The following is a 23,861-nucleotide window of genomic DNA, read 5'->3' on the forward strand; positions in this document are numbered from 1 at the left end:
CATGCTGATCCCCGTGATCCTGTCCGGCGGTGCCGGCACCCGTTTGTGGCCGGTGTCCCGCGAGGGCCATCCCAAGCCGTTCATGACCCTGCCCGACGGCCAGTCGCTGCTCGGCAAGACCTACCAGCGTGCCGCCGCGTTGCTCGACGGCTGGGGCGACATTGTCACGGTGACCAACCGCGAATATTACTTCCAGAGCAAGGATCACTACTGCGCCGCCCACGTGTCGCGCCATCGCGGACACTTCCTGCTGGAGCCGACCGGGCGCAACACCGCCCCGGCCATCGCCGCCGCAGCGCTGTCATTGCAAGCGCTGCACGGGGATGACGCGATCATGGTGGTGATGCCCGCCGACCATTTGATCGTCAATCAGGAAGCGCTGAAAATCGCGGTCGAGCACGCGGTCAATCTGGCCAAGGACGGTTATCTGGTGACCTTCGGAGTGATCCCGACGGCGCCGGAAACCGGCTTCGGCTACATCGAGACCGGCGCACCGCTGAACGCCAAAGGCGCGGCGAAAGTGCAGCGTTTCGTCGAGAAGCCTGACCTGCAAACCGCCACGCATTATCTGGAGAGTGGCAACTTCCTGTGGAATTCGGGGATGTTCTGCTTCACCACAGCAACGGTGATTGCCGAGCTTCAATTGCATGCACCCGAACTGCTCGAACAGACGCGCGCCTGTATGCAAGCCAGTGCTCCGGTGGAAACCGTAGGTTGTCTGCAGCAGGAACTGTCGCCGGCGCTGTTCGCGGAAATCAGCGACATTTCCATCGACTACGCCTTGATGGAGCGTTCGGAAAAAGTCGTCGTGGTGCCCGCCGGATTCGACTGGAGCGACATCGGTTCGTGGGGCGCGGTTGCGGCGCTGGTGCCGGCCGATGCCGACAACAACCGCGCCAGCGGCGAAGCGATTTTCATCGACAGCCACAACAACTTCGTCCAGAGCGAAGGCCGCCTCGTGGCGACGGTGGGTGTGGATAACCTGATCGTGGTCGACACCGCCGATGCGGTGCTGGTGGCACATGCCGACCGGGCGCAGGATGTGCGCCGGGTGGCCAAGCAACTCAAGGACAAATCCCACGAAGCCTATCGTCTGCATCGTACGGTCAGCCGTCCGTGGGGCACCTACACCGTTCTGGAAGAAGGCCCGCGCTTCAAGATCAAGCGCATCGTGGTCAAACCCGGCGGCAAGTTGTCCCTGCAAATGCACCATCACCGCAACGAACACTGGGTGGTGGTCGAAGGCATGGCCAAGGTCACCAACAACGGCACGGGTACACACCTGGTGGCTAAGAACGAATCGACGTTCATCGCCGCCGGCCACAAGCATCGCCTGGAAAACCCCGGCGTGATCGATCTGGTGATCATCGAAGTGCAAAGCGGCGAATACCTGGGAGAGGACGACATCGTCCGCTTCGAAGACCATTACGGCAGGACGGTTTGAATGCTGCTTTCCCTGTATCGCTCGTTACGCAGTTACCGTGGATTCATCCTCGGTAGCGTGCAACGAGAGTTTCAAGCGCGGTATCGCAATTCGCTGTTCGGCGCCCTGTGGCCGATCTTCAATCCGCTGTCGATGATTGTTGTATATACGGTGATTTTCTCGCACATCATGCGTGCGCGCCTGCCGGGTGTGGACGACAGCATGGCTTACAGCGTTTACCTCTGCGCCGGCCTGCTGGCCTGGGGACTGTTCTCCGAAATCACTTTGCGCAGCCAGACGATGTTTCTCGATAACGCGAATCTGCTGAAGAAAATCAGCTTCCCGCGGATCTGTCTGCCCGTGATCGTGTTGATCAACTCCGGGATCAATTTCGCGATCATCATCGCGCTGTTTCTGGGCTTCCTGCTGGTGACGGGACGCTGGCCGGGCATGGTCCTGCTGGCGCTGCTGCCGCTGGTCGCGCTGCAAATGATGTTTTGCGCCGGACTGGGCATGGTGCTTGGTGTGCTGAATGTGTTCTTTCGCGATGTCGGTCAGCTCTTCGCGATCTGCCTGCAGTTCTGGTTCTGGCTGACGCCGATCGTTTACCCGATCACGATCCTGCCGGAATGGGTGCAACGCCTGTTGCAGCTCAATCCACTGACCAATTTGTTCAGCAGTTATCAGAACCTGTTCCTCTATGGTCAGTGGCCGGTCTGGAGTTCGCTGCTGCCGATCTTCGTCACCGGCATCGTGTTCTGTCTGATCGGACTGCGCCTGTTTCGTCAACGCGTCGGCGAAATGGTGGATGAACTCTGATGGGCCATATTCGTGTCACCGGCCTGAGCAAGGCCTACAAGCAATATCCCAACCGCTGGGCCCGCCTGGCCGAGTGGCTGATTCCCTTTTCGCCCATTCGTCATCACCAGCACTGGGTGTTGCGCGATGTCGAATTCGAGATCGCCCCCGGTGAAGCGGTGGGCATCGTCGGCGCCAACGGTGCCGGCAAAAGCACCTTGTTGAAGATGATCACCGGTACCACTCAGCCCACTGGCGGCAAGATCGAACTCGAAGGTCGGGTCGCGGCGCTGCTGGAGCTGGGCATGGGTTTTCATGCCGACTTCACCGGGCGCCAGAACGCGATCATGGCCGGGCAGTTGCTGGGCATGCAGCTCGAAGAAATCGAAGCGCTGATGCCTGATATCGAACACTTCGCCGAAATCGGTGAAGCCATCGATCACCCGGTGCGCACCTATTCCAGCGGCATGCAGATGCGCCTGGCGTTCAGCGTGGCCACCGCCCGGCGCCCGGACATTCTGATCGTCGACGAAGCGCTGTCGGTGGGCGATGCCTACTTCCAGCACAAGAGCTTCGAGCGCATCCGCAGCTTCCGCAAGGCCGGTACCACCCTGTTGATCGTGTCCCATGACCGCTCGGCGATTCAGTCGATCTGCGATTCGGCGATCCTGCTCAAGGACGGACGCATGGCCATGTACGGCAAGCCCGAAGCCGTGCTCGATTACTACAACGCCCTGATGGCCGAACGCGAAGGCCAGGTCGTGCGTCAGGAAATGCTCGCCGGGGGTGAAGTGCAGACCGTGTCCGGCACCGGCGAAGCGGCGATCCTCGGCGTGCGCATGCTCGACGAAAACGAGCGCAGCATTGACGCCGCTGAAGTCGGCCAACCGGTGGTCCTGGAAGTGCAGGTCGAAGTGCGCAAGGACATCGAGCGCCTGGTGCTCGGCTTCATCCTCAAGGATCGCCTGGGCCAGATGATGTACGGCATCAACACCCACCGACAGGGCAAAGCCCTGACCGATCTGCGCGCCGGCGAACGCTTTACCTACCGCTTCGCCTTCGTCATGGGCCTGGGCAAAGGCAACTATTCGGTGTCGCTGAGCCTGTCGCGTCTGGACTCGCACCTGGATCGCAATTTCGAGTGGCGCGATTACGGCATGGTGTTCCATGTCATCAACAATCGCCGCGAGGATTTCGTCGGCTGCTCATGGCTCAACGCCCAGACCACGATCATTCGGCAAACCGATGTCACGCCTGTCGAGCGCACGCCATGACCCGCTTGCTGGTGGAATGCACGCACGTGTTCAAGCACCCGAAGGTCAACTCGGGCATCCAGCGCGTGGTGCGCAACGTCATCAAGCAATTGCCTGCGAGTGCCGACGGCGTCGAATGCATGCCGGTGATCCTGCTCAATGGCGAACTCTATCGCGTGCAGCGGCTGGCACCGTCGGACACCCCAGTGTTCAACGCCCTGGCGACGTTCAGCGAACGCCTGCAACGCCTGGCACATCGATTCTGGCAATGGCACCAGCGCCTCGATATCAAAGTCACCTCGAAGCTGGCACGACGCGGGCTGTATGTCGCCTATCGACTGACCTCGTTCGGCGTATTCGGTTTACCGCTGCGCTTGATGGGTGCCATCAACCACACGCAACTGCTCAAACGCTGCACGCCGCTGCAACATCAGCCCGGCGATCAACTGGTGCTGCTGGATTCGTCCTGGCACTCGGATTTCTTTGCCCACGCCGAACAACTCAAACACGACGGCGTCGGCATGATCGCGGTGATTTACGACCTGATTCCGCTGACGCATCCACAGTTCTATGACACACGACTGGTGCAGGTTTTCAGCGAATGGTTCGACTGGATCACCCGCACCGCCGACGGCTACATGGCGATCTCTGCCACAGTGCGTGATCAGGTGCGTGACGAGCTGCAACGGCGCATCGGTCCGGATCAGACTGATAAACGCTGGTTCGATTTCTTTCATCTCGGCTCCGAACTTGACCTGCGCAGCAGCGAAGAAACGGTCGAGCCCCGCTTGAGCAAAATATTCGCAACATCCGAGCCGGTATTCCTGATGGTCAGCACCATCGAGCCGCGCAAAAATCACGATTATCTGCTCGACGCCTTCGAACGCGCCTGGGCCGCCGGCTCGAACGCGCGGTTGTGCATCGCCGGGCGCATCGGCTGGAAGTGCGACGCCTTGCTTGAGCGGGTGCGCAACCATCCCGAGCTGAATCAGCGCTTGTTCATGTTCAATGATCTGAGCGACACCAGCCTCGAACATGCCTATGCCCACGCCAGTGCACTGGTGTTTCCGTCGTTCGTCGAAGGCTTCGGCCTGCCACTGGTCGAAGCCATGCAACGCGGCTTGCCGGCGATGGGCAGCGACATCGCGGTGTTCCGCGAGATCGGCGGCGAGTTCATGGCGTATTTCGATTTGCAGGATCCGCAAAGCCTCGCCGATCTGATCAACGCTTTCGAAAACAGCGGCCAGTTCCCCGCCACCCGCGATGTCGCGGACTGGGACTGGATTGGTTGGCGCGAGGCCAGCGAGCAATTGGCTGAGCGCAGCGTGCGCCATGTTCTGCAAGCGCCAGCGGCGCAAGCGAGGCAGCATGCGCATTGCCCTTAACGCACGGATTCTGCAGGCACCGCGCACCGGCATCGGCCATTACGTCGCCGAACTGGTGAACGCGTTGCGCAGCGAAACCGATGTCGAGGTCACGCTGTTCCACGGCTGGGGCTGGAGTTCCGCACTGCCGGAAGCGGCCATGCCCGGTTATTCGCGCCTGACCCCACTGCTGCGGCAGATTCCCGGGGCTTATCAGGCACGGCGCTGGCTGGAGCAGAAACGTTTCGATCAGGGCTGCGCCCAGGACATCGATCTTTATCACGAGCCGAGTCTGTGGCCGCTGGCCTTCAACGGCCCGACCGTAATCACCCTGCACGACCTGACGCACCTGCATTTCCCCGACACCCAGCCGCCGGCGCGGCTCAAGGAAATCGAACGTCGCCTGGCCGCCGGTGTAGAGCAAGCGCGGCTGATCCTGACCGACTCGCAGGCCATTGCCGACGAGGCGCAAGCCTGGTTTGGTCTGCCTGCCGAGCGTTTTGTCGTGGCGCCGTTAGGCGTGGCGGCGCGCTTCCATCCGCGTGAACCACAGACCATCGACGCGGTACTCAAGGCGCATGCCGTGGAGTTCCGAGAATACTTTCTGTGTGTCGGCACCCTCGAACCGCGCAAAAACCTCGGCCTCGCTCTGCGTGCGCACGCCTTGCTGCCAGACGCCGTACGCCAGCGCTTTCCGTTGCTGATCGTCGGCATGGCGGGCTGGGAGCGCGAACAGTTCAGCGAACCCTTGCGTCAGGCCTTGGCGAGCGGGCATGTGTGTCTGCTCGGTTATCTGCCGGACGAACAAGTGGCACAACTGCTGGCCGGGGCCCGTGCGCTGATTTTTCCCTCGTTGTATGAAGGTTTTGGCCTGCCGGTGCTGGAGGCGATGGCCAGCGGCACGCCGGTGGTCATTACCCGCTCTTCAGCCATGCCGGAAGTGGCGGGGCCAGCGGGCAACTATATTGAAGCTGACGATGCAGACGGCTTGCGTGACGCGATGAGCCGACTGATCGATGATCAAGCACATTGGCAGGCATGCCGAGAAGCCGGATTGCAGCAGGCACGGCTTTTTTCCTGGGAGCGTTGTGCACAGGCTACGGCCGGTGCCTACCGCCAGGCCATGGGAGGTTGAATGCGCGTACTTCATTTCTTCAAGACTTACCTGCCTGACTCGGTCGGCGGCATCGAACAAGTGATCTTCCAGCTGTGCGAGAGCGGCGCCAAACATGGCATCGACGGCCAGGTTCTGACCCTCAGCGCCGACCCGAACCCGCCTGTGGTGCAACTCGGTCACCACGAAGTGCACCGCGCCAGACTCGACATTCAGTTCGCCTCCACCGGTTTCTCCTGGAGCGTGTTCAAGCAGTTTCGCGAAATGGCCGCTGAAGCCGACGTGGTCAACTACCACTTCCCGTGGCCGTTCATGGATCTGGTGCATTTCGCCAGTGCAATGGACAAACCGAGCGTGGTCACTTACCACTCGGACATCATTCGCCAGAAGCATCTGCTCAAACTCTATCGGCCGCTGATGAACCGCTTCCTCGCCAGTGCCGACCGCATCGTCGCGGCATCGCCGAACTACCTGCACACCAGCGATGTGCTGCAGCAGTTTCAGGACAAGACCCGGGTCATTCCGTATGGATTGAACAAGGCAGGTTATCCACAGGCCGATCGCGAGCGCATGAACCGTTGGCGCCAGCAGCTTGGGGATAAGTTTTTCCTGTTTGTCGGGGTGATGCGTTATTACAAGGGCCTGCACATTCTGCTTGAAGCCCTGAAGGACGTGGATTACCCGGTGGTGATCGTCGGCGCCGGACCGCTTGAGCAGGAACTGCATGCCCAGGCAGCAGCCCTGGGTTTACGCAACATCCATTTCCTAGGACGTCTGGGCGATGAAGACAAAGTCGCCTTGCTGCAACTGAGCTACGCGATAGTCTTCCCTTCGCACCTGCGTTCCGAAGCCTTCGGTATTTCGCTGCTTGAGGGCGCGATGTACGGCAAACCGATGATCTCCAGCGAAATCGGCACCGGCACCAGTTACATCAATATCCACAACGAAACCGGACTGGTCGTACCGCCGAGTAATCCACAGGCGTTTCGCGAAGCGATGCGCACCCTGTGGGACGATCCGGTGCGTGCTGCGGCGATGGGGGTGAAAGCGGAGGCGCGGTATCGGCAGTTATTCACCGCCGACGAAATGGGCCGCAAGTGGACGGAGTTGTATCAGGAGTTGCTCGAAGAAAAATCCCTGTCCTACGCCTGATGAGGCTTAACCACATCTCCCTGTAGGAGCTGCCGCAGGCTGCGATCTTTTGATTTTGATTCTATAAACGCAAGATCAAAAGATCGCAGCCTGCGGCAGCTCCTACAGGGGGGCTCGTTACAGGTCCAAAACCAACGGCTGGCTACTCTGCGCCGGCACCGCGCAACAAATCAGCACATGCCCGGCTTCCGGGATATCAGCCGGCACCTGTGGATAATTCACCGCACCGCTGACCAGTCGGGTCTTGCAGGTGCCGCACGACCCTCCCCGGCAACTGAACTCCGGACGTAATCCACGGCTTTCCGCCAGCTCCAGCAAACTGCCGCCATCCGGCTGCCAGCGCGCCTCTTTCGCCGAGCGTTCGAACACCACCGGCACCGACGTGGTGGCGGCGGGCGGTTGTTCGATGACGATGGCGTCCGGGTCGGCCTGACGTTTCAGGGTCGAAGGGCCAAAGGTTTCTGCATGAATCTGCGCATCGCGCACATCCAGTTCGCGCAGGATGTCGTACAGCCCCTGGGTAAAACCACCGGGACCGCAAAGGACGAAATCGAGCTGGTCGAAATCCTCGGCATCCAGCAGGTTTCTCAGCACCGCGCCGTCAATTCGGCCCGGCAGATCAAAATCCTCGCCCTCTTGCAGATCCGCTTCCGGTTGGCTGAGCAAACGCAGGACGCGTACGGAATCGCCTGACGTTTCGAGCAAACGGTCCAGCTCCTTGCGAAACGGCTGATCCGCCAGACTGCGCGAACTCTGCAGCAATAGCGTCGGACGAATCCCCCGCGTGCGTAAGCCTTGGTACACCACCTCGCGCAGCATCGATAGCAACGGCGTAATTCCCACGCCAGCGGCCAATAGCACCAGCGGGCGGTGTTCCAACGGCGCCACGGTGAAATGCCCTTGCGGCGCCCGCGCTTCCAGCACATCGCCAACGCAAATCTGCTCATGCAGATGCGATGAAATCAGGCCTTCACGCTTGACGCTGATCCGGTAGAAACCATCCGATGGCGCGCTCGACAGGCTGTAAGTGCGGATATGCACCTCGCCATCGATCGTGAAGCGCAGCGGTAAATGCTGACCGGCGAGAAACACCGGCAAACCGGCGCCATCGGCGGGCTCCAGATAGATGGAACGGATGCTGCGGCTCTCTTCCTCAATCTTCGCTACCCGCAGCGGCCGCCATTGGTTGCCCAGTGCCTGGGCCTGCAGGCGGGCGCTCGCCTCGGCCCAGTTGCCGGTCAACAGACTGGTCGGCGACATGCCGTCGAAGCGCCAGCGCAACGCCAACGCTGCCGGGCGCCGCACCAGTTGCTCCACCTCGAAAGTCCACAAGCGCTCAGCCCCTTGAAACGCTTCGATCTGCGGATCTTCGAGCAGAATCTCGGTACGCCCGCTGAGTTGCAGCACATCGCCTGTGGAAAAGTCGATGAACAACAGGCCAGCCTTGGGATTGAGCAGCAGATTGCCGAGGGTGTTGAAATGCAGATTGCCGGCGAAGTCGGGGATGGTCAGACGATTGCCTTCCACCCGTACGAAACCGGCCTGACCACCGCGATGGGAAACATCCACCGCACGCTCGCCGTCGGAATCTACGTAGCTGGCGACAAAGAACGTATCGGCGCCAGTTATCAGTGCGGTGGCCGCATCATCGAGCGCATTCAGATGTTCAGCCGGGCGCGTCTGCGGATCCGTCAGCGGCACTCTTTGAAACTGGCGCAGTTGGATGTATTGCGGGCAGTTGCCGAAGGCCTGATCCACGCTCACGTCGAAGCCCTGAGCGCTGAGATTGCCGACATGGCCGTTGAGGCGATTGCGCCGGCGGGTGTGCAACTCGATGCCGAGCAAACCGATCGGCTCGCCATTGCGCAGTTGCGCCGGGTCGTCCGCTGCGACCTGACTGGCGAAGTGCAGATGTTCGGGATCGGGCGATTGAGCAAACCCCGGTGCGCCTTCAAGCATACTGGCCCAAGGTCGCCCGTCCGCATCGACTGCGCCGTACAGCAGGAAAGGCAATTGCTGATAGAACTCACGGTGCTGGTCTGGCATCCAGGTGCGAATCACCTTACGCCCGAAAGCTTCCATGCGTTCGGCGACGCCGACATGGGCCTGTAACTGTTGCTCGCCAGCGTGCCACGGTGAACGTTCCATCACGACCTCTCCCCTGCACCGGCGGCGCAGTGTGGATTGCGGAAATCAGGCGGTGGTTTGCAGACCGGCGACGGTGCGCGGCATGCCGACAAAACCGGGCAAGGCTTCGACCCGGGCCAGCCAGGCGCGAACGTTGCCGTACTCATCCAGCGACACGTTGCCTTCCGGCGCATGAGCGATATAACTGTAGGCGGAAACGTCGGCAATGCTCGGCTCGTCGCTGGCCAGATACGCGGTTTTGCCCAATTCGACGTCCATCACCTTGAGCAGGTTGTGCGCACGGGTAATCGCCTCTTCAGCATTCAGCTGTGCGCCAAACACTGTGACCAAGCGTGCTGCAGCAGGCCCGAAAGCGATCGGCCCGGCAGCGGCGGACAACCAGCGCTGTACATGCGCTGCACCGACCGGGTCAGCAGGCAACCAACGACCGTTGCCGTATTTCTGCGCCAGGTACACCAGAATCGCGTTGGAATCGGCCAGCACCACGCCGCCGTCATCGATTGCCGGCACCTGACCGAAGCTGTTGATGGCCAGATAGGCAGGCTGCTTGTGCTCACCCTTGGCCAGATCGACGAAGATCAGCTCAGTCGGCAATTGCAGCAGGGAGAGCATCAACTCGACGCGATGAGCATGGCCGGAACGCGGGAAGTTGTAGAGTTTGATCGCTTGCATGGTCGACTCCGCTGAACAGGGGCGCCACTGCGGGGGTGAGAGCGCCGATGCAGGCCATCATCCCCCCACTGCGAAAAGAACAGAATCACCAGCAAACGCAATCGATTATTTCATCTCATGCAATAACGCTGCATTCTTCAACGCCGGATGCTCGCGCAAAGCCTCCACCGTGAAATCCACAAAGCTGCGGATCCGTGCCGGGGCCTTGCGCCCACCCTGATACACCACATGGATCGGCAGTGGCGGCAGTTCGAATTCAGCGAGGACGATTTCCAGCTCACCGCAGGCAATCTTGCTCGCCACTTGATAGGACAACACCCGGGTCAAACCCAGTCCCATACAAGCAGCGGTAATGGCTGCCTGATTGGCGGTCACGATCAGGCGCGGCTCGGGTCGCACGCTGAGCAGTTCGCCCGCGTCGAGAAACGGCCAACTGCGTTGCTGGCCAATCGCGGAGGTGGCCACCACCGGCGCTCCGGCCAATGCCAGGGGATGAACCGGCCGACCGTACTTGGCGAAGTAGTCCGGCGAACCGCAGATAACCCGTCGAACCTCGCCAACCCGAATCGCGTGCTGATTACTGTCCGCCAGGTCACCGATGCGCACCGCCACATCAATGCCCTCTTCAACCATGTTGACGATGCGATCGACCAACACCGCATTGATCGTGACATCGGGATACTGCGACAGATAGCCCGCCATCACTGGCGTCACAAACAAATCACCGAACAACACCGGCGCCGTCACCGTCAATTGCCCACGCGGCTGCGCATGACTGCCCGCAGCAGAATCCTCGGCTTCCTGCACCTCCGCGAGAATTCTCCGACAATCCTCCAGATATCGCTGCCCCGCTTCGCTCAAATGCACGCTGCGCGTGGTCCGAATCAGCAACTGCGTGCCGATGCGCAACTCTAACGCCGCCACCGCCCGGGTAACGCTGGCCGCCGACAACCCCAAACGCCGAGCGGCGGCGGAGAAGCCTTGCTCTTGGGCGACGGTGGTGAAGATGTGCATTTCCTGGAAGCGGTCCATCCATCAACTCCCTAATTCGCAGCGATCATTCGTTGATGCAAGTCCGGAAATAGAAGCTGTGCAAACCACACGGGCAACCCTGGATAAATATCTCGGGCTTTAGGCGTGGCACTTTCCACGAGTCCAAGCTGCACGAGACTTCTAAGTTGATCAGTCGCGACCCGGTCAGACAGCCCGGTGAATATCTTGAAATCCGCCCGACTCAACACGCCCTGAGTTAGCAGAATATGCAACGCCCGGGCTGATTCTGGCTTGAGTCCTGCCCTTTTAACGCGCTCATCCCAAGCAAAAATTGTATGAAGTCTTTCACGCATGTTGGAGACGTTCAGTGCCTGCTCGGTATAGCGCATCTGATCCAGACAGGTTTCCAGCATGAACCCGACAAATTCGAACAGTCCGGCTTGGGTGAGTTGGCCACGCCCATCCAGATCACCGCGACGCGATTTGTCCGCATTGGCCAAACGCGCGTAATAAGTATCCTGCTGGCGAGCAAGGCCTCGCGATAACGACCACAAGGGCGATACAAGTCCCAATTTCTGCAGTTGCAGATGGGTGATCAGCCTGCCGGTGCGACCGTTTCCATCAACGAAAGGATGCACCCAAGCTAATCGATGATGATAAGCCATGACCGCGAGCAAGCGGCTTCGTGCATCGGGCAAGCGGCCGTAGACCTGCTGCATACGATTGAGCATCGATGTTACGGATTGACTGGAGGGCGCGGCATGATTACCGACGAGAACTTCCTGGGTCGCGACATCACGAAGTTGGCCAGGTACCAATCGACTTGCGTCGCTCAAATGCAATTGGTCGCCGCTGGCCCCCTGAAACAGACGCTTATGTACCCGGGAAACAAATGCGCTGCTGAACATCGCCTCCCAAGACAGTTTATCGTGCAGTGACAGTGCTCTTTCAAAGGCTTGCTGTGTACCGATATGCGTCACCGCCAATTCAGTCAGCTCTTTGGGATTACGTCTGGGAGCTGTCGGCGCAAGCGTTACAGGCTCGGTAAATTGGCCCTCAATCAAATTGCTGTAAAAGCTGCTGGTGACTCGCAGCAATCCACCCACTCGCCGAACCATTTGCGGAGCAACTATTGCGCTAAGTTTTCCTGCCTGAAATGGCACTTGCTCTGCCAATTGCAGAATTTCACTGGGAAATGTCGGAATCAGCGGCTCCAGCCAATGATTCCCCAAGATAGCTTCAGCGCTCATTCGACCTCCAAGATTCGCGGATTTTTTCGCGGATTTCAGAGTACGCCACAACCCCCGGTTTACCTAGCTATAGGTGACGTAGGAATAGTCTTAAGTTCGAGTAGTACGCGGATTTATTTGCGGATTTTTTAAGATAAATAGCGAGAGTTTGGAGCCTAAAAAGCAACGCAGGAGCAAGAAAATTCTCGCCCCCGCGTAAGACCAATTACTCCACCGTCACCGACTTCGCCAGGTTCCGCGGCTGATCGACGTCCGTGCCTTTAAGCACTGCGACGTAATAAGACAGCAACTGCAGCGGGATCGTGTAGAGGATCGGCGAGAGGATGTCGTGGATGTGCGGCATCTGCACCACGTGGGTGCCTTCGCCGTTGGTCATCCCGGCTTTCTCGTCGGCAAACACGATCAGTTCGCCGCCACGGGCGCGGACTTCCTGCAGGTTGGATTTGAGTTTTTCCAGCAGTTCGTTGTTCGGCGCAACGGTAACCACTGGCATGTCGTTATCCACCAGCGCCAGCGGGCCGTGTTTCAGTTCGCCGGCCGGGTAGGCTTCGGCGTGGATGTAGGAGATTTCCTTGAGTTTCAAGGCGCCTTCCATCGCTACCGGGAATTGCGCGCCACGGCCGAGGAACAGCGTGTGGTTTTTCTCGGCGAACAGCTCGGCGATTTTTTCCACGGTGCTGTCCATGGCCAGTGCTTCGCCAAGGCGGGTTGGCAGGCGACGCAGTTCTTCGACCAATGTTGCTTCAACACCTTTGGCCAACGTGCCGCGAACCTGACCCAGCGACAAGGTCAGCAGCAGCAGGCCGACCAGTTGCGTGGTGAACGCTTTGGTCGAGGCCACGCCGATTTCGCGGCCGGCCTGGGTCAACAGGGTCAGGTCGGATTCACGCACCAGCGAGCTGATGCCGACGTTGCAGATCGCCAGGCTGGCGAGGAACCCCAGCTCCTTGGCGTTGCGCAGGGCGGCCAGGGTGTCGGCGGTTTCACCGGACTGCGAGATGGTCACGAACAGGGTGTCCGGCTGTACCACGACTTTGCGGTAGCGGAATTCGCTGGCAACTTCGACCTGGCACGGGATGCCGGCCAGTTCTTCCAGCCAGTAACGGGCAACCATGCCGGCGTGATAGCTGGTGCCACACGCGACGATCTGCACATTACGGACCTTGGCGAACAGCTCGGCGGCTTGTGGGCCGAAGGCTTGAACCAATACCTGATCGTTGCTCAGGCGGCCTTCGAGGGTGCGCTGGACAACGGCCGGTTGCTCGTGGATTTCCTTGAGCATGTAGTGGCGGAATTCACCTTTGTCGGCGGCTTCGGCACCGTCGGTGTATTGCACGGTTTGGCGCTCGACGACTTTGCCATCGACGTCCCAGATCTGCACGTTGTCGCGACGAATTTCGGCGATATCGCCTTCTTCAAGGTACATAAAGCGGTCGGTCACCTGACGCAGGGCCAGTTGGTCGGACGCGAGGAAGTTCTCGCCCAGGCCCAGACCGATTACCAGCGGGCTGCCACTGCGGGCGGCGACCAGACGGTCCGGTTGCTTGGCGTTGATCACGGCCAGACCGTAAGCACCGTGCAATTCCTTGACGGTCGCTTTGAGGGCGACGGTCAGGTCTGGCTGATCTTTGAGTTTGTGATTGAGCAGGTGAGCGATGACCTCGGTGTCGGTGTCCGAGGTGAACACGTAACCCAGCGACTTCAGTTGCTCACGCAGGGCTTCGTGGTTCTCGATGATGCCGTTGTGCACGACAGCGATATCGCCGGAGAAATGCGGGTGGGCGTTGCGCTCGCACGGCGCGCCGTGGGTAGCCCAACGGGTGTGGGCGATACCGAGACGACCCACCAGCGGGTGCTCGGCCAACGCGGCTTCGAGCTCGCTGACCTTGCCCGGGCGGCGCATGCGCTCAAGGGTTTCGTCGTTGGTGTACACCGCAACACCGGCGCTATCGTAGCCGCGATATTCGAGGCGCTTGAGGCCTTCGAGCAGGATGGCAGTGATGTTACGTTCTGCAACTGCGCCGACAATTCCACACATGCTTATTTCTCCTGACTGACAGCCGCGCAAATCACGGTGATACCGCGGGCCTGTATCTGATCGCGTGCATCATTGGGCAGGCGATCATCGGTAATGAGGGTATGGACACTGCTCCATGGCAGCTCCAGGTTGGGAATCTTGCGACCGATCTTGTCGGCCTCAACCATGACGATGACTTCCCGCGCCACGTCAGCCATGACCCGGCTCAAACCGAGCAGCTCATTGAAGGTCGTGGTGCCGCGTACCAGATCGATGCCATCGGCACCGATGAACAACTGGTCGAAGTCGTAAGAGCGTAGTACCTGCTCGGCAACCTGGCCCTGGAAGGATTCCGAATGCGGATCCCAGGTGCCACCGGTCATCAACAACACCGGCTCGTGCTCGAGCTCGCTCAACGCGTTGGCGACGTGCAGGGAATTGGTCATCACCACCAGACCCGGCTGTTGACCGAGTTCAGGGATCATTGCGGCGGTGGTGCTGCCGCTGTCGATGATGATGCGTGCGTGTTCGCGGATGCGTTTTACCGCCGCACGGGCGATCGCCTGTTTATATTTGGAAACGCTCTGCGCAGTTTCCGCGACCAGTTCTTGCGGCATGGTGATCGCCCCGCCGTAACGGCGCAGCAGCAGGCCATGGCTCTCAAGCGCGGCGAGATCCTTGCGAATCGTAACTTCGGAGGTTTCGAAGCGCTTGGCTAGCGCGTCCACACTGACTTCTCCCTGCTCATTGAGCAAGGCGAGGATGTTGTGGCGGCGCTGGGGCGTGTTGCGTTTCGACATGGCGACTTAAGTTTCGATTCGAAAGATAACGGAAGCAATCAAAACCTATCGGCTTTAAATCGTCAACCCATTGTCCATAAAAAAATCGCAACCACCGACAGTCTCTGTAAGAGCTGCCGAAGGCTGCGATCTTATGATCTTGAAAAGTCGCTGTGGATAACTCAGCTCTTCTTGATCTTCTCCGGCCGCTTCCAGCCATCGATATTCTTCTGCCGCGCACGACCCACCGCCAACTGGGCGTTATCCACATTCTGGGTAATGGTCGAACCTGCCGCCGTGGTTGCACCGTTAGAGATATCCACAGGCGCGACCAACGAATTGTTCGAGCCGATGAACACGTCCGCACCCAACACGGTTTTCCACTTGTTGGCGCCATCGTAGTTGCAGGTGATGGTGCCAGCGCCAATGTTGGTGCGTGCACCGATTTCGGCGTCGCCCAGATAGGTCAGGTGACCGGCCTTGGCGCCCTCGCCCATGTGCGCGTTCTTCAACTCGACAAAGTTACCCACATGCGCGCGCGCCTCGAGCACGGTGCCCGGACGCAGACGCGCAAACGGACCGGCATCGCTGCACTCACCCAGCACAGCGCCTTCGATATGGCTGTTGGCCTTGATCACCACGCCTTTGCGCAGGGTGCTGTCCTTGATCACGCAGTTCGGGCCGATCACCACGTCATCTTCGATGACCACATTGCCTTCGAGGATCACGTTGATATCGATCAGCACATCGCGACCCACGGTAACTTCGCCACGTACATCGAAGCGCGCCGGATCACGCAGCGTCACGCCTTGGGCCATTAAACGACGGCCAGCGCGCAGCTGGTAATGACGCTCCAGCTCGGACAGTTGCTTGCGATCATTGGCGCCCTGCACTTCCATTGCGTCATGCGGTTGCTCGGTGGCCACGACCAGACCATCGCTGACTGCCATTTCGATGACGTCGGTCAGGTAGTACTCGCCCTGAGCATTGTTGTTCGACAGGCGGCTCATCCAGTCAGCCAGATGATTGGCCGGCACGGCGAGGATGCCGGTGTTGCCTTCGGTGATGGCGCGCTGCGCTTCACTGGCGTCTTTGTGCTCAACGATGGCCGCGACCTTGCCGTCGGCATTGCGAACAATGCGGCCATAGCCGGTCGGGTCATCCAGCTCAACGGTGAGCAAGCCCATTTGCCCGGGCACCACTTGCTTGAGCAGACGTTGCAGGGTTTCGACTTCGATCAGTGGTACATCACCGTAAAGGATCAACACCGTGTCGGCGGTAATGAACGGAACAGCCTGAGCAGTAGCGTGACCGGTGCCGAGCTGCTTGTCCTGCAGAACGAAATTCAGGTCATCTGCTGCCAGACGTTCGCGCACCACATCGGCGCCGTGGCCGATGACGACATGGATGCGCTGTGGATCGAGTTGGCGGGCGCTGTGGATAACATGGCCCAGCATGGAATTGCCGGCAATCGGGTGCAAAACTTTCGGCAGGGCCGAACGCATACGAGTGCCTTGACCGGCCGCGAGGATAACGATTTCAAGAGACATGACTGGCTACCAATCCTGGGTGGTCAGCAACTGCGACCGGGGTTTGAATTCGGAAAAGAAAAAAGGGTAGCCGAGGCTACCCTTTTTTATCAATCGCACAACAAGCGGTTGACGGATTAACCGCCAAACTTCTTGCGGATCTGCTGGACGGTGCGCAGCTGAGCTGCAGCCTCGGCCAGACGTGCGGACGCAGCTCCGTAGTCGAAATCTGCGCTCTTCTCGTGCAGAGCAGCCTCGGCAGCCTTGAGAGCTGCTTGAGCCTGAGCTTCATCCAGGTCGGCGGCACGTTGCACGGTATCGGCAAGCACCTTGACCATGTTCGGCTGAACCTCGAGGAAACCACCGGAGATGTAGAACACCTCGGCTTCCCCGCCTTGCTTGATCAGGCGGATCGGACCTGGCTTCAGATTAGTGATCAGCGGCGCGTGACCCAGAGCGATACCAAGATCACCCAGTGCACCGTGCGCAATCACCATCTCGACCAGGCCGGAAAAGATTTCCCCTTCCGCGCTGACGATATCGCAATGGACTGTCATAGCCATCTGATTGCCTCAACCTAAATGAGCGCCCGTTGCCGGGCGCCGGGATTACAGTTTCTTGGCTTTCTCGATCGCTTCTTCGATGCCGCCAACCATGTAGAACGCTTGTTCTGGCAGGTGGTCGTAGTCACCGTTGAGGATGCCTTTGAAGCCAGCAATGGTGTCTTTCAGGGAAACGTATTTACCCGAAGCACCGGTGAAGACTTCAGCCACGAAGAACGGCTGCGACAAGAAGCGCTGGATCTTACGAGCACGGTTTACCAACTGCTTGTCGGCTTCCGACAGCTCGTCCATACCCAGGATCGCGATGATGTCCTTCAGCTCTTTGTAACGTTGCAGAACGTACTGAACGCCGCGAGCGGTGTCGTAGTGGTCCTGGCCGATTACGTTCGGGTCCAGCTGGCGCGAAGTCGAATCCAGTGGATCTACTGCTGGGTAGATACCCAGGGAAGCGATGTCACGGGACAGAACGACGGTGGCGTCCAAGTGGGCGAAGGTGGTCGCTGGCGACGGGTCGGTCAAGTCATCCGCAGGTACGTATACCGCTTGGATCGAAGTGATCGAACCTTCCTTGGTCGAAGTGATACGTTCTTGCAGAACGCCCATCTCTTCAGCCAGGGTCGGCTGGTAGCCTACTGCCGAAGGCATACGGCCCAGCAGTGCGGATACTTCAGTACCGGCCAGGGTGTAACGATAGATGTTGTCGACGAACAGCAGAACGTCGTTACCTTCGTCACGGAACTTCTCGGCCATGGTCAGGCCGGTCAGTGCTACGCGCAGACGGTTACCCGGCGGCTCGTTCATCTGACCGTAAACCAGTGCCACTTTGTCCAGAACGTTGGAGTCCTTCATCTCGTGGTAGAAGTCGTTACCCTCACGAGTACGCTCACCCACACCGGCGAACACGGAATAACCGCTGTGCTCGATGGCGATGTTACGGATCAGTTCCATCATGTTTACGGTTTTGCCTACACCGGCACCACCGAACAGACCGACTTTACCGCCCTTGGCGAACGGGCAAACCAGGTCGATAACCTTGATGCCGGTTTCCAGCAGATCGTTGCCGCCTGCTTGCTCGGCGAACGAAGGTGCTGGACGGTGAATGCCCCAGCGCTCTTCGGTGTCGATCGGGCCAGCTTCGTCGATCGGGTTACCGAGGACGTCCATGATCCGGCCCAGGGTCGCTTTACCGACCGGTACGGAGATGGCTGCGCCAGAGTCGGTAACTTCCAGACCGCGCTTCAAGCCCTCGGTGGAACCCATCGCAATGGTGCGAACCACGCCGTCGCCCAGCTGTTGCTGAACTTCCAGAGTGGTTTCAGCCGCGCTCACTACTTTCAGCGCGTTGTAGATGCTCGGTACGCTGTCGCGTGGAAATTCCACGTCGATAACGGCGCCGATGATTTGAACGATACGTCCGCTACTCATAGCTGGATCCTCTGAATATTTGAACCGTTAAACCGCGGCAGCGCCGCCGACGATTTCCGAGATCTCTTGGGTGATCGCAGCCTGACGCGCCTTGTTGTAGATCAGCTGCAAATCGCTGATCAAATCACCGGCGTTGTCGGTAGCGTTCTTCATCGCGATCATCCGCGCAGCTTGTTCAGCCGCGTTGTTCTCGACCACCGCCTGGTAGACCTGCGACTCAACGTAGCGGACCATCAAGCCGTCAAGCAGCTCTTTGGCATCCGGTTCGTAGAGATAGTCCCAGTGGTGCTTGAGATCCTGATCCGGGGTCGCCACCAGTGGAATCAACTGCTCCACGGTAGGCTGTTGCGTCATGGTGTTGATGAACTTGTTGGACACCACGGACAGGCGGTCAATACGGCCGTCCAGGTAGGCATCCAGCATCACCTTGACGCTGCCGATCAGATCATTGATCGACGGCTCTTCACCCAGGTGGCTGATAGCTGCAACGACGTTACCGCCGAAGTTGCGGAAAAAGGCCGCACCCTTGCTACCAACGACACACAGATCAATCTCGACGCCGTTTTCGCGGTTTACCGCCATGTCCTTGACCAGGGCCTTGAACAGGTTGGTATTCAAGCCGCCGCACAGACCACGGTCACTGCTCACCACGACATAACCAACACGCTTGATGGCGCGCTCGATCATGAACGGGTGGCGGTATTCCGGGTTGGCGTTGGCCAGATGCCCAATAACCTGGCGGATACGCTCCGCATAAGGACGGCTAGCAGCCATGCGCATTTGTGCCTTGCGCATTTTGCTGACCGCCACTTTTTCCATGGCGCTGGTAATCTTTTGCGTGCTTTTGATGCTCGCAATCTTACTGCGAATCTCTTTTGCGCCTGCCATGTAACACCTATCAGGTTAGCAAGCGGGAGCCTCGCGGCTCCCGCTGCGGCTTACCAGGTTTGGGTGGCCTTGAACTTCTCGATACCGGCTTTCATGCCAGCGTCGATTTCGTCATTGAAGTCACCTTTAACGTTGATCTTGGCCATCAAATCGGCGTGATCGCGGTTGAAGAAAGCAATCAGCGCTTGTTCGAAGCTGCCGATCTTGGCGATTTCAATGTCAGTCAGGAACCCACGCTCAGCGGCATACAGCGACAGCGCCATGTCAGCGATCGACATTGGTGCGTATTGCTTCTGCTTCATCAGCTCGGTAACGCGCTGACCATGCTCAAGTTGCTTACGGGTCGCTTCGTCCAGGTCAGAAGCGAACTGGGCGAATGCCGCCAGTTCACGGTACTGAGCCAGAGCGGTACGGATACCACCGGACAGCTTCTTGATGATCTTGGTCTGAGCGGCACCACCCACACGGGATACCGAAACACCGGCGTTCACTGCAGGGCGGATGCCCGAGTTGAACATGGCCGATTCCAGGAAGATCTGACCGTCGGTGATGGAAATCACGTTGGTCGGAACGAACGCGGAAACGTCGCCAGCCTGGGTTTCGATGATCGGCAGTGCGGTCAGGGAACCGGTTTTGCCGGTCACTGCGCCGTTGGTGAACTTCTCTACGTACTCTTCCGAAACGCGGGATGCGCGCTCCAGCAGACGGGAGTGGAGATAGAACACGTCGCCTGGGTAAGCTTCACGGCCTGGTGGACGGCGCAGCAGCAGGGAAATCTGGCGGTAAGCCACTGCTTGCTTGGACAGATCGTCATAAACGATCAGCGCGTCTTCACCGCGGTCGCGGAAGAATTCACCCATGGTGCAACCGGAGTACGGTGCCAGGAATTGCAGCGCAGGAGATTCCGAAGCACTGGCAGCCACGATGATCGTGTTGGCCAGGGCGCCGTTTTCTTCCAGCTTGCGAACCACGTTGGCGATGGTCGATTGCTTCTGACCGATGGCTACGTAGACGCAGAAAATGCCGCTGTCTTTCTGGTTGATGATCGCGTCGATCGCCAGAGCGGTTTTACCGATCTGACGGTCACCGATGATCAGCTCACGCTGGCCACGGCCGACAGGAATCATGGCATCGACAGCCTTGTAGCCAGTCTGTACAGGCTGGTCTACCGACTTACGCCAGATCACGCCCGGTGCAACTTTCTCGACCGCGTCGGTCTCGGTGTTGCCCAGTGGACCTTTGCCGTCAACAGGATTACCCAGTGCGTCGACTACGCGACCCAGCAGTTCCTTACCAACCGGAACTTCGAGGATGCGGCCGGTGCACTTGGCGCTCATGCCTTCAGCCAGAGACTGGTAAGCGCCCAATACAACGGCACCTACGGAGTCTTGCTCCAGGTTGAGGGCCATACCGTAGACGCCGCCCGGAAACTCGATCATCTCGCCGTACATTACGTCGGCCAGACCGTGAATCCGCACGATGCCGTCAGATACGCTGACGACAGTGCCTTCGTTACGGGCTTGGGAGGTCACATCGAGCTTGTCGATGCGGCCCTTGATAATTTCACTTATTTCGGAAGGATTGAGTTGCTGCATTGCTCTGCTGCCCCTTCAAACTCAAGATTTCAATGCTTCGGCAAGTTTCGCGATTTTTCCGCGAATCGAGCCATCGATAACCAGGTCGCCGGCGCGGATAACGACACCACCTATAAGGGCAGCATCCTCCGCAACTTGCAGGCGCACTTCCCGGTTGAGTCGTGCACTGAGAACCTTGGCGAGTTTGTCTTGCTGTTCTTGGTTCAATGCAAAAGCACTGGTCACTTCAACGTCTACCGACTTCTCTTGTTCGGCCTTGTACAGGTCGAAAAGAGCGGCAATCTCCGGCAGAAGCGGGAGACGGTCGTTTTCGGCAACGACATTGATGAAGTTCTGTGCCTTGGCATCAAACTTGTCGCCGCACACGTCAATAAACGTGGCGGCCTTTTCTGCGCTCGTCAGTCGCGGGGCCTTGAGCACGCGCTGCATGGTGTCATCTTGTGACACCGCTGCAGCCAGGCCGAGCATGGCTGACCAATTGGCCAGTTGCTGGTGGGCCTGAGCGTGCTCGAAGGCCGCCTTAGCGTAAGGTCGGGCCAACGTGGTCAGTTCTGCCATGATCGCCCTCGCTTAGATTTCAGCAGCCAGTTGGTTAACCAGCTCTGCGTGCGCGTTTTGATCGATTGTGGCACCCAGGATCTTCTCGGCGCCGCCGACAGCCAGCAAGCCCACTTGGGCACGCAGCTTGTCTTTGACACTGTTCAGTTCCTGTTCGATCTCGGCTTGAGCCTGAACCTTCACACGGTCAGCGTCGACACGGGCCTTTTCAACGGCCTCTTCGACAATCTGGTTACCGCGTTTCTTGGCTTGCTCGATGATTTCAGCTGCCTGAGCTTTCGCTTCGCGCAGTTGCTGACCCGCTTTTTCTTGGGCCAACTCCAGGTCGCGAGCTGCACGGCTGGCAGCGTCCAGACCATCAGCGATCTTCTTTTGACGTTCGTGCAGAGCAGCGATGACCGGAGGCCATACATACTTCATGCAGAACAGTACAAAAATCAGGAACGCAACGGACTGGCCAATCAGGGTCGCATTAATGTTCACGCCAACACCTCGCAGTTACGTTGTCCATCACATCAAATTACTCGGAAAATCCGAGTAATTAGCCAGCGATCTGACCAACGAACGGGTTCGCAAAGGTGAAGAACAGAGCGATACCAACACCGATCATGGTTACGGCGTCGAGCAGACCGGCAACGATGAACATTTTAACTTGCAGCATTGGAACCATTTCTGGCTGACGCGCTGCGCCTTCCAGGAACTTGCCGCCCAGCAGGCCGAAACCAATTGCGGTACCCAGTGCGCCCAGGCCGATCAACAGTGCAACAGCGATAGCGGTTAGACCAACTACAGTTTCCATCTTTCCTCCCGACTTTTACGTCGTATGGTTTAGGTTTTTTAGATTAAAGCGGTAAAACAAATCGTTTCAGGTGCCCTGTGAAGAGCCCCTTCCCGTTTGACCGGGAAGGACATCAGACTAGTCGAGACTGGTCTTAATGGTTTTCTTCGTGCGCCATCGACAGGTAGACGATGGTCAGCATCATGAAGATGAACGCCTGCAGCGTGATGATCAGGATGTGGAACACAGCCCACGCCCACTGCAGAACAACGCCCAGGCCGCTCAGCCAGAGCAGGCCGCTGCCGAACATCACAGCGATCAGAATGAACACCAGCTCGCCGGCATACATGTTGCCGAACAGACGCAGAGCCAGAGAGATCGGTTTAGCGATCAGGGTCACGAACTCCAGCAGGAAGTTCACCGGAATCAGCAGGGCCTGAACAAAGATGTTCTTGCTGCCGAACGGGTGCAGGGTCAGTTCGCCGATGAAGCCGCCGATGCCCTTGACCTTGATGCTGTAGAAAATGATCAGTGCGAAAACCGACAACGCCATGCCCAGGGTCGCGTTCGGGTCGGTAGTCGACACGGCGCGGAACGGGATGTGGTGATCACCGGTAATCAGGATGGCCAGCTGAGGAATCCAGTCGACCGGGATCAGGTCGACGGCGTTCATCAGGAACACCCAGACGAAGATGGTCAGTGCCAGCGGTGCAATCACCGGGCTACGGCCATGGAAGCTGTCTTTCACGCTGCCATCGACGAATTCGACCAATACTTCAACGAAGTTCTGCAAAGCACCCGGCTGACCCGAAGTCGCTTTCTTTGCCGCCATGCGGAAAAGAAAAACGAAGATCAGACCCAACGCGACCGACCAGCCGAGGGTATCGACGTGGAAAGCCCAGAAGCCCATTTCTTTGGCTTCTGCTGCGGTATGGGCAAAGCCCCAGCCGCCGTTAGGTAGCTGACCGAAGGTCAGGTTCTGCAAGTGGTGCTGGATATAGCCCGAAGCGGTTGTTTCTGCCATGGTTGCCTCAAACGCCCTAAGGTCTCGAAAGTCTTGTTCTCATCAGCAGGGGAGCGAACCAGCTGACCGACTGAGTCAGCACGAACACGCCGAATACTGCTATCGGCGCCAATGGCTTCACACCTGCAAACACCAGCGCAAAAAGCACTGCTGTCAAAATCAGTTTGCCTGCCTCGCCGGCATAAAAAGACCGGACGATGGACTGGGCTGCTCGGGCGCCGGAAAACCGAAATGCCTTGTGAGCGAAATAAACATTGGGCAGCAAGGCTATCAGGCCTCCGCAAAGTCCCGAGTATCCGGCAACGACTCCGTGCCATTGCCAGAGCGCCAAAGCGGCAATGAGCAAAATGACAAATTGAGCCATCAACACCGGAAAAACCGCCAGGCGATGGAACGGCAAACGGTTTGGCTTGCGGGTTTCCATCACTATTGCTCTCCAATGGTCGGCTGCCAGAATTCAATAACTTGGCATAATTTGTGCCGACAAAATGCGCGCAGAGTATAGGGGCGGTTCTGCCCCTATTCAACTGTCAGGTAG

At 58.8% G+C, this 23,861-nt stretch carries 22 protein-coding genes; 6 read left to right on the forward strand and 16 right to left on the reverse strand.

Annotation, left to right across the window (positions count from 1 at the left end; translation table 11 throughout):
• Window position 1 precedes the first annotated feature (1 nt).
• The 6 genes from AC3Y64_RS28155 to AC3Y64_RS28180 are packed head-to-tail and all read left to right on the forward strand — an operon-like array spanning window position 2 to window position 7,104.
• The gene (locus tag AC3Y64_RS28155) at window positions 2–1,444 is read left to right on the forward strand and encodes a mannose-1-phosphate guanylyltransferase/mannose-6-phosphate isomerase (RefSeq protein WP_489985968.1); all 1,443 of its coding nucleotides are present in this window, start codon (window positions 2–4) and stop codon (window positions 1,442–1,444) included.
• Window positions 1,445–2,242, forward strand: coding sequence for an ABC transporter permease (locus AC3Y64_RS28160; RefSeq protein WP_489985969.1), 798 nt, complete (start codon window positions 1,445–1,447; stop codon window positions 2,240–2,242).
• Window positions 2,242–3,495, forward strand: coding sequence for an ABC transporter ATP-binding protein (locus AC3Y64_RS28165; protein WP_489985970.1), 1,254 nt, complete (start codon window positions 2,242–2,244; stop codon window positions 3,493–3,495). Before AC3Y64_RS28160 ends, AC3Y64_RS28165 begins: the two co-directional genes overlap by 1 nt.
• The gene (locus tag AC3Y64_RS28170) at window positions 3,492–4,859 is read left to right on the forward strand and encodes a glycosyltransferase family 4 protein (RefSeq protein ID WP_489985971.1); all 1,368 of its coding nucleotides are present in this window, start codon (window positions 3,492–3,494) and stop codon (window positions 4,857–4,859) included. The genes AC3Y64_RS28165 and AC3Y64_RS28170 overlap by 4 nt, the downstream gene beginning before the upstream one ends.
• A complete protein-coding gene (locus AC3Y64_RS28175) occupies window positions 4,843–5,973 on the forward strand; it encodes a glycosyltransferase family 4 protein (RefSeq protein ID WP_489985972.1) in 1,131 nt (376 codons plus the stop codon). Before AC3Y64_RS28170 ends, AC3Y64_RS28175 begins: the two co-directional genes overlap by 17 nt.
• Complete coding sequence (locus AC3Y64_RS28180) at window positions 5,974–7,104, forward strand: glycosyltransferase family 4 protein (RefSeq protein ID WP_489985973.1); 1,131 nt, start codon at window positions 5,974–5,976, stop codon at window positions 7,102–7,104.
• 117 nt (window positions 7,105–7,221) lie between these two features.
• Here AC3Y64_RS28180 and AC3Y64_RS28185 read toward each other — a convergent pair whose 3' ends face one another.
• The 16 genes from AC3Y64_RS28185 to AC3Y64_RS28260 all read right to left on the reverse strand — a co-directional run bounded on the left by AC3Y64_RS28185 (window position 7,222) and on the right by AC3Y64_RS28260 (window position 23,747).
• Window positions 7,222–9,252, reverse strand: coding sequence for a pyridoxamine 5'-phosphate oxidase family protein (locus AC3Y64_RS28185; protein WP_489985974.1), 2,031 nt, complete (start codon window positions 9,250–9,252; stop codon window positions 7,222–7,224).
• 45 nt (window positions 9,253–9,297) lie between these two features.
• The gene (locus AC3Y64_RS28190) at window positions 9,298–9,924 is read right to left on the reverse strand and encodes a glutathione S-transferase family protein (RefSeq protein ID WP_158955475.1); all 627 of its coding nucleotides are present in this window, start codon (window positions 9,922–9,924) and stop codon (window positions 9,298–9,300) included.
• Between the two features lie 105 nt (window positions 9,925–10,029).
• The gene (locus AC3Y64_RS28195; RefSeq protein WP_489985975.1) at window positions 10,030–10,956 is read right to left on the reverse strand and encodes a LysR family transcriptional regulator; all 927 of its coding nucleotides are present in this window, start codon (window positions 10,954–10,956) and stop codon (window positions 10,030–10,032) included.
• Window positions 10,957–10,967: 11 nt separating this feature from the next.
• Entirely contained in the window at window positions 10,968–12,167 is a 1,200-nt protein-coding gene (locus tag AC3Y64_RS28200) for a Fic family protein (protein WP_489985976.1), read from the reverse strand.
• Between the two features lie 205 nt (window positions 12,168–12,372).
• The gene (gene glmS, locus AC3Y64_RS28205; protein ID WP_489985977.1) at window positions 12,373–14,205 is read right to left on the reverse strand and encodes a glutamine--fructose-6-phosphate transaminase (isomerizing); all 1,833 of its coding nucleotides are present in this window, start codon (window positions 14,203–14,205) and stop codon (window positions 12,373–12,375) included.
• A gap of 2 nt (window positions 14,206–14,207) precedes the next feature.
• Window positions 14,208–14,984 (reverse strand): DeoR/GlpR family DNA-binding transcription regulator, encoded by a 777-nt coding sequence (locus AC3Y64_RS28210; protein ID WP_489985978.1) that lies wholly within the window; start codon window positions 14,982–14,984, stop codon window positions 14,208–14,210.
• Window positions 14,985–15,145: 161 nt separating this feature from the next.
• A complete protein-coding gene (gene glmU, locus AC3Y64_RS28215; protein WP_489985979.1) occupies window positions 15,146–16,513 on the reverse strand; it encodes a bifunctional UDP-N-acetylglucosamine diphosphorylase/glucosamine-1-phosphate N-acetyltransferase GlmU in 1,368 nt (455 codons plus the stop codon).
• A 116-nt stretch (window positions 16,514–16,629) separates the two neighbouring features.
• On the reverse strand, window positions 16,630–17,055 hold the full coding sequence (locus AC3Y64_RS28220; protein WP_007954164.1) for a F0F1 ATP synthase subunit epsilon: 426 nt from the start codon (window positions 17,053–17,055) through the stop codon (window positions 16,630–16,632).
• A 45-nt stretch (window positions 17,056–17,100) separates the two neighbouring features.
• Window positions 17,101–18,480, reverse strand: coding sequence for a F0F1 ATP synthase subunit beta (atpD, locus tag AC3Y64_RS28225; RefSeq protein ID WP_007911961.1), 1,380 nt, complete (start codon window positions 18,478–18,480; stop codon window positions 17,101–17,103).
• Between the two features lie 27 nt (window positions 18,481–18,507).
• Window positions 18,508–19,368 carry a F0F1 ATP synthase subunit gamma gene (atpG, locus tag AC3Y64_RS28230; RefSeq protein ID WP_122593026.1) on the reverse strand — a complete coding sequence of 287 codons (861 nt, stop codon included), beginning with the start codon at window positions 19,366–19,368 and terminating at the stop codon, window positions 18,508–18,510.
• Between the two features lie 50 nt (window positions 19,369–19,418).
• Complete coding sequence (atpA, locus tag AC3Y64_RS28235) at window positions 19,419–20,963, reverse strand: F0F1 ATP synthase subunit alpha (protein WP_016984064.1); 1,545 nt, start codon at window positions 20,961–20,963, stop codon at window positions 19,419–19,421.
• A gap of 21 nt (window positions 20,964–20,984) precedes the next feature.
• Complete coding sequence (locus AC3Y64_RS28240; protein WP_007911956.1) at window positions 20,985–21,521, reverse strand: F0F1 ATP synthase subunit delta; 537 nt, start codon at window positions 21,519–21,521, stop codon at window positions 20,985–20,987.
• 12 nt (window positions 21,522–21,533) lie between these two features.
• Window positions 21,534–22,004, reverse strand: a complete 471-nt coding sequence (locus tag AC3Y64_RS28245) for a F0F1 ATP synthase subunit B (protein WP_003229781.1) — start codon at window positions 22,002–22,004, stop codon at window positions 21,534–21,536.
• A gap of 58 nt (window positions 22,005–22,062) precedes the next feature.
• Window positions 22,063–22,320 (reverse strand): F0F1 ATP synthase subunit C, encoded by a 258-nt coding sequence (gene atpE / locus AC3Y64_RS28250; RefSeq protein ID WP_003097235.1) that lies wholly within the window; start codon window positions 22,318–22,320, stop codon window positions 22,063–22,065.
• Window positions 22,321–22,453: 133 nt separating this feature from the next.
• A complete protein-coding gene (gene atpB, locus AC3Y64_RS28255) occupies window positions 22,454–23,323 on the reverse strand; it encodes a F0F1 ATP synthase subunit A (protein ID WP_008084413.1) in 870 nt (289 codons plus the stop codon).
• A 16-nt stretch (window positions 23,324–23,339) separates the two neighbouring features.
• Window positions 23,340–23,747: a F0F1 ATP synthase subunit I gene (locus AC3Y64_RS28260; RefSeq protein WP_008084411.1), complete on the reverse strand. Its 408-nt coding sequence runs from the start codon at window positions 23,745–23,747 to the stop codon at window positions 23,340–23,342.
• Window positions 23,748–23,861 lie beyond the last annotated feature (114 nt).

Source organism: Pseudomonas sp. 4CAES_32.4 (assembly GCF_058136335.1).

Bases quoted from the DNA above. Each gene is read 5' to 3' on its own strand.
- atpB (WP_008084413.1), bottom strand. From the start codon at position 23,323: ATGGCAGAAACAACCGCTTCGGGCTATATCCAGCACCACTTGCAGAAC.
- AC3Y64_RS28185 (WP_489985974.1), bottom strand. From the start codon at position 9,252: ATGGAACGTTCACCGTGGCACGCTGGCGAGCAACAGTTACAGGCCCAT.
- atpG (WP_122593026.1), bottom strand. From the start codon at position 19,368: ATGGCAGGCGCAAAAGAGATTCGCAGTAAGATTGCGAGCATCAAAAGC.
- glmS (WP_489985977.1), bottom strand. From the start codon at position 14,205: ATGTGTGGAATTGTCGGCGCAGTTGCAGAACGTAACATCACTGCCATC.
- atpE (WP_003097235.1), bottom strand. From the start codon at position 22,320: ATGGAAACTGTAGTTGGTCTAACCGCTATCGCTGTTGCACTGTTGATC.
- AC3Y64_RS28200 (WP_489985976.1), bottom strand. From the start codon at position 12,167: ATGAGCGCTGAAGCTATCTTGGGGAATCATTGGCTGGAGCCGCTGATT.
- AC3Y64_RS28160 (WP_489985969.1), top strand. From the start codon at position 1,445: ATGCTGCTTTCCCTGTATCGCTCGTTACGCAGTTACCGTGGATTCATC.
- glmU (WP_489985979.1), bottom strand. From the start codon at position 16,513: ATGTCTCTTGAAATCGTTATCCTCGCGGCCGGTCAAGGCACTCGTATG.
- AC3Y64_RS28260 (WP_008084411.1), bottom strand. From the start codon at position 23,747: ATGGAAACCCGCAAGCCAAACCGTTTGCCGTTCCATCGCCTGGCGGTT.
- AC3Y64_RS28155 (WP_489985968.1), top strand. From the start codon at position 2: ATGCTGATCCCCGTGATCCTGTCCGGCGGTGCCGGCACCCGTTTGTGG.
- AC3Y64_RS28190 (WP_158955475.1), bottom strand. From the start codon at position 9,924: ATGCAAGCGATCAAACTCTACAACTTCCCGCGTTCCGGCCATGCTCAT.
- AC3Y64_RS28220 (WP_007954164.1), bottom strand. From the start codon at position 17,055: ATGGCTATGACAGTCCATTGCGATATCGTCAGCGCGGAAGGGGAAATC.
- atpD (WP_007911961.1), bottom strand. From the start codon at position 18,480: ATGAGTAGCGGACGTATCGTTCAAATCATCGGCGCCGTTATCGACGTG.
- AC3Y64_RS28165 (WP_489985970.1), top strand. From the start codon at position 2,242: ATGGGCCATATTCGTGTCACCGGCCTGAGCAAGGCCTACAAGCAATAT.
- AC3Y64_RS28210 (WP_489985978.1), bottom strand. From the start codon at position 14,984: ATGTCGAAACGCAACACGCCCCAGCGCCGCCACAACATCCTCGCCTTG.
- AC3Y64_RS28170 (WP_489985971.1), top strand. From the start codon at position 3,492: ATGACCCGCTTGCTGGTGGAATGCACGCACGTGTTCAAGCACCCGAAG.
- AC3Y64_RS28175 (WP_489985972.1), top strand. From the start codon at position 4,843: ATGCGCATTGCCCTTAACGCACGGATTCTGCAGGCACCGCGCACCGGC.
- AC3Y64_RS28240 (WP_007911956.1), bottom strand. From the start codon at position 21,521: ATGGCAGAACTGACCACGTTGGCCCGACCTTACGCTAAGGCGGCCTTC.
- AC3Y64_RS28180 (WP_489985973.1), top strand. From the start codon at position 5,974: ATGCGCGTACTTCATTTCTTCAAGACTTACCTGCCTGACTCGGTCGGC.
- atpA (WP_016984064.1), bottom strand. From the start codon at position 20,963: ATGCAGCAACTCAATCCTTCCGAAATAAGTGAAATTATCAAGGGCCGC.
- AC3Y64_RS28195 (WP_489985975.1), bottom strand. From the start codon at position 10,956: ATGGACCGCTTCCAGGAAATGCACATCTTCACCACCGTCGCCCAAGAG.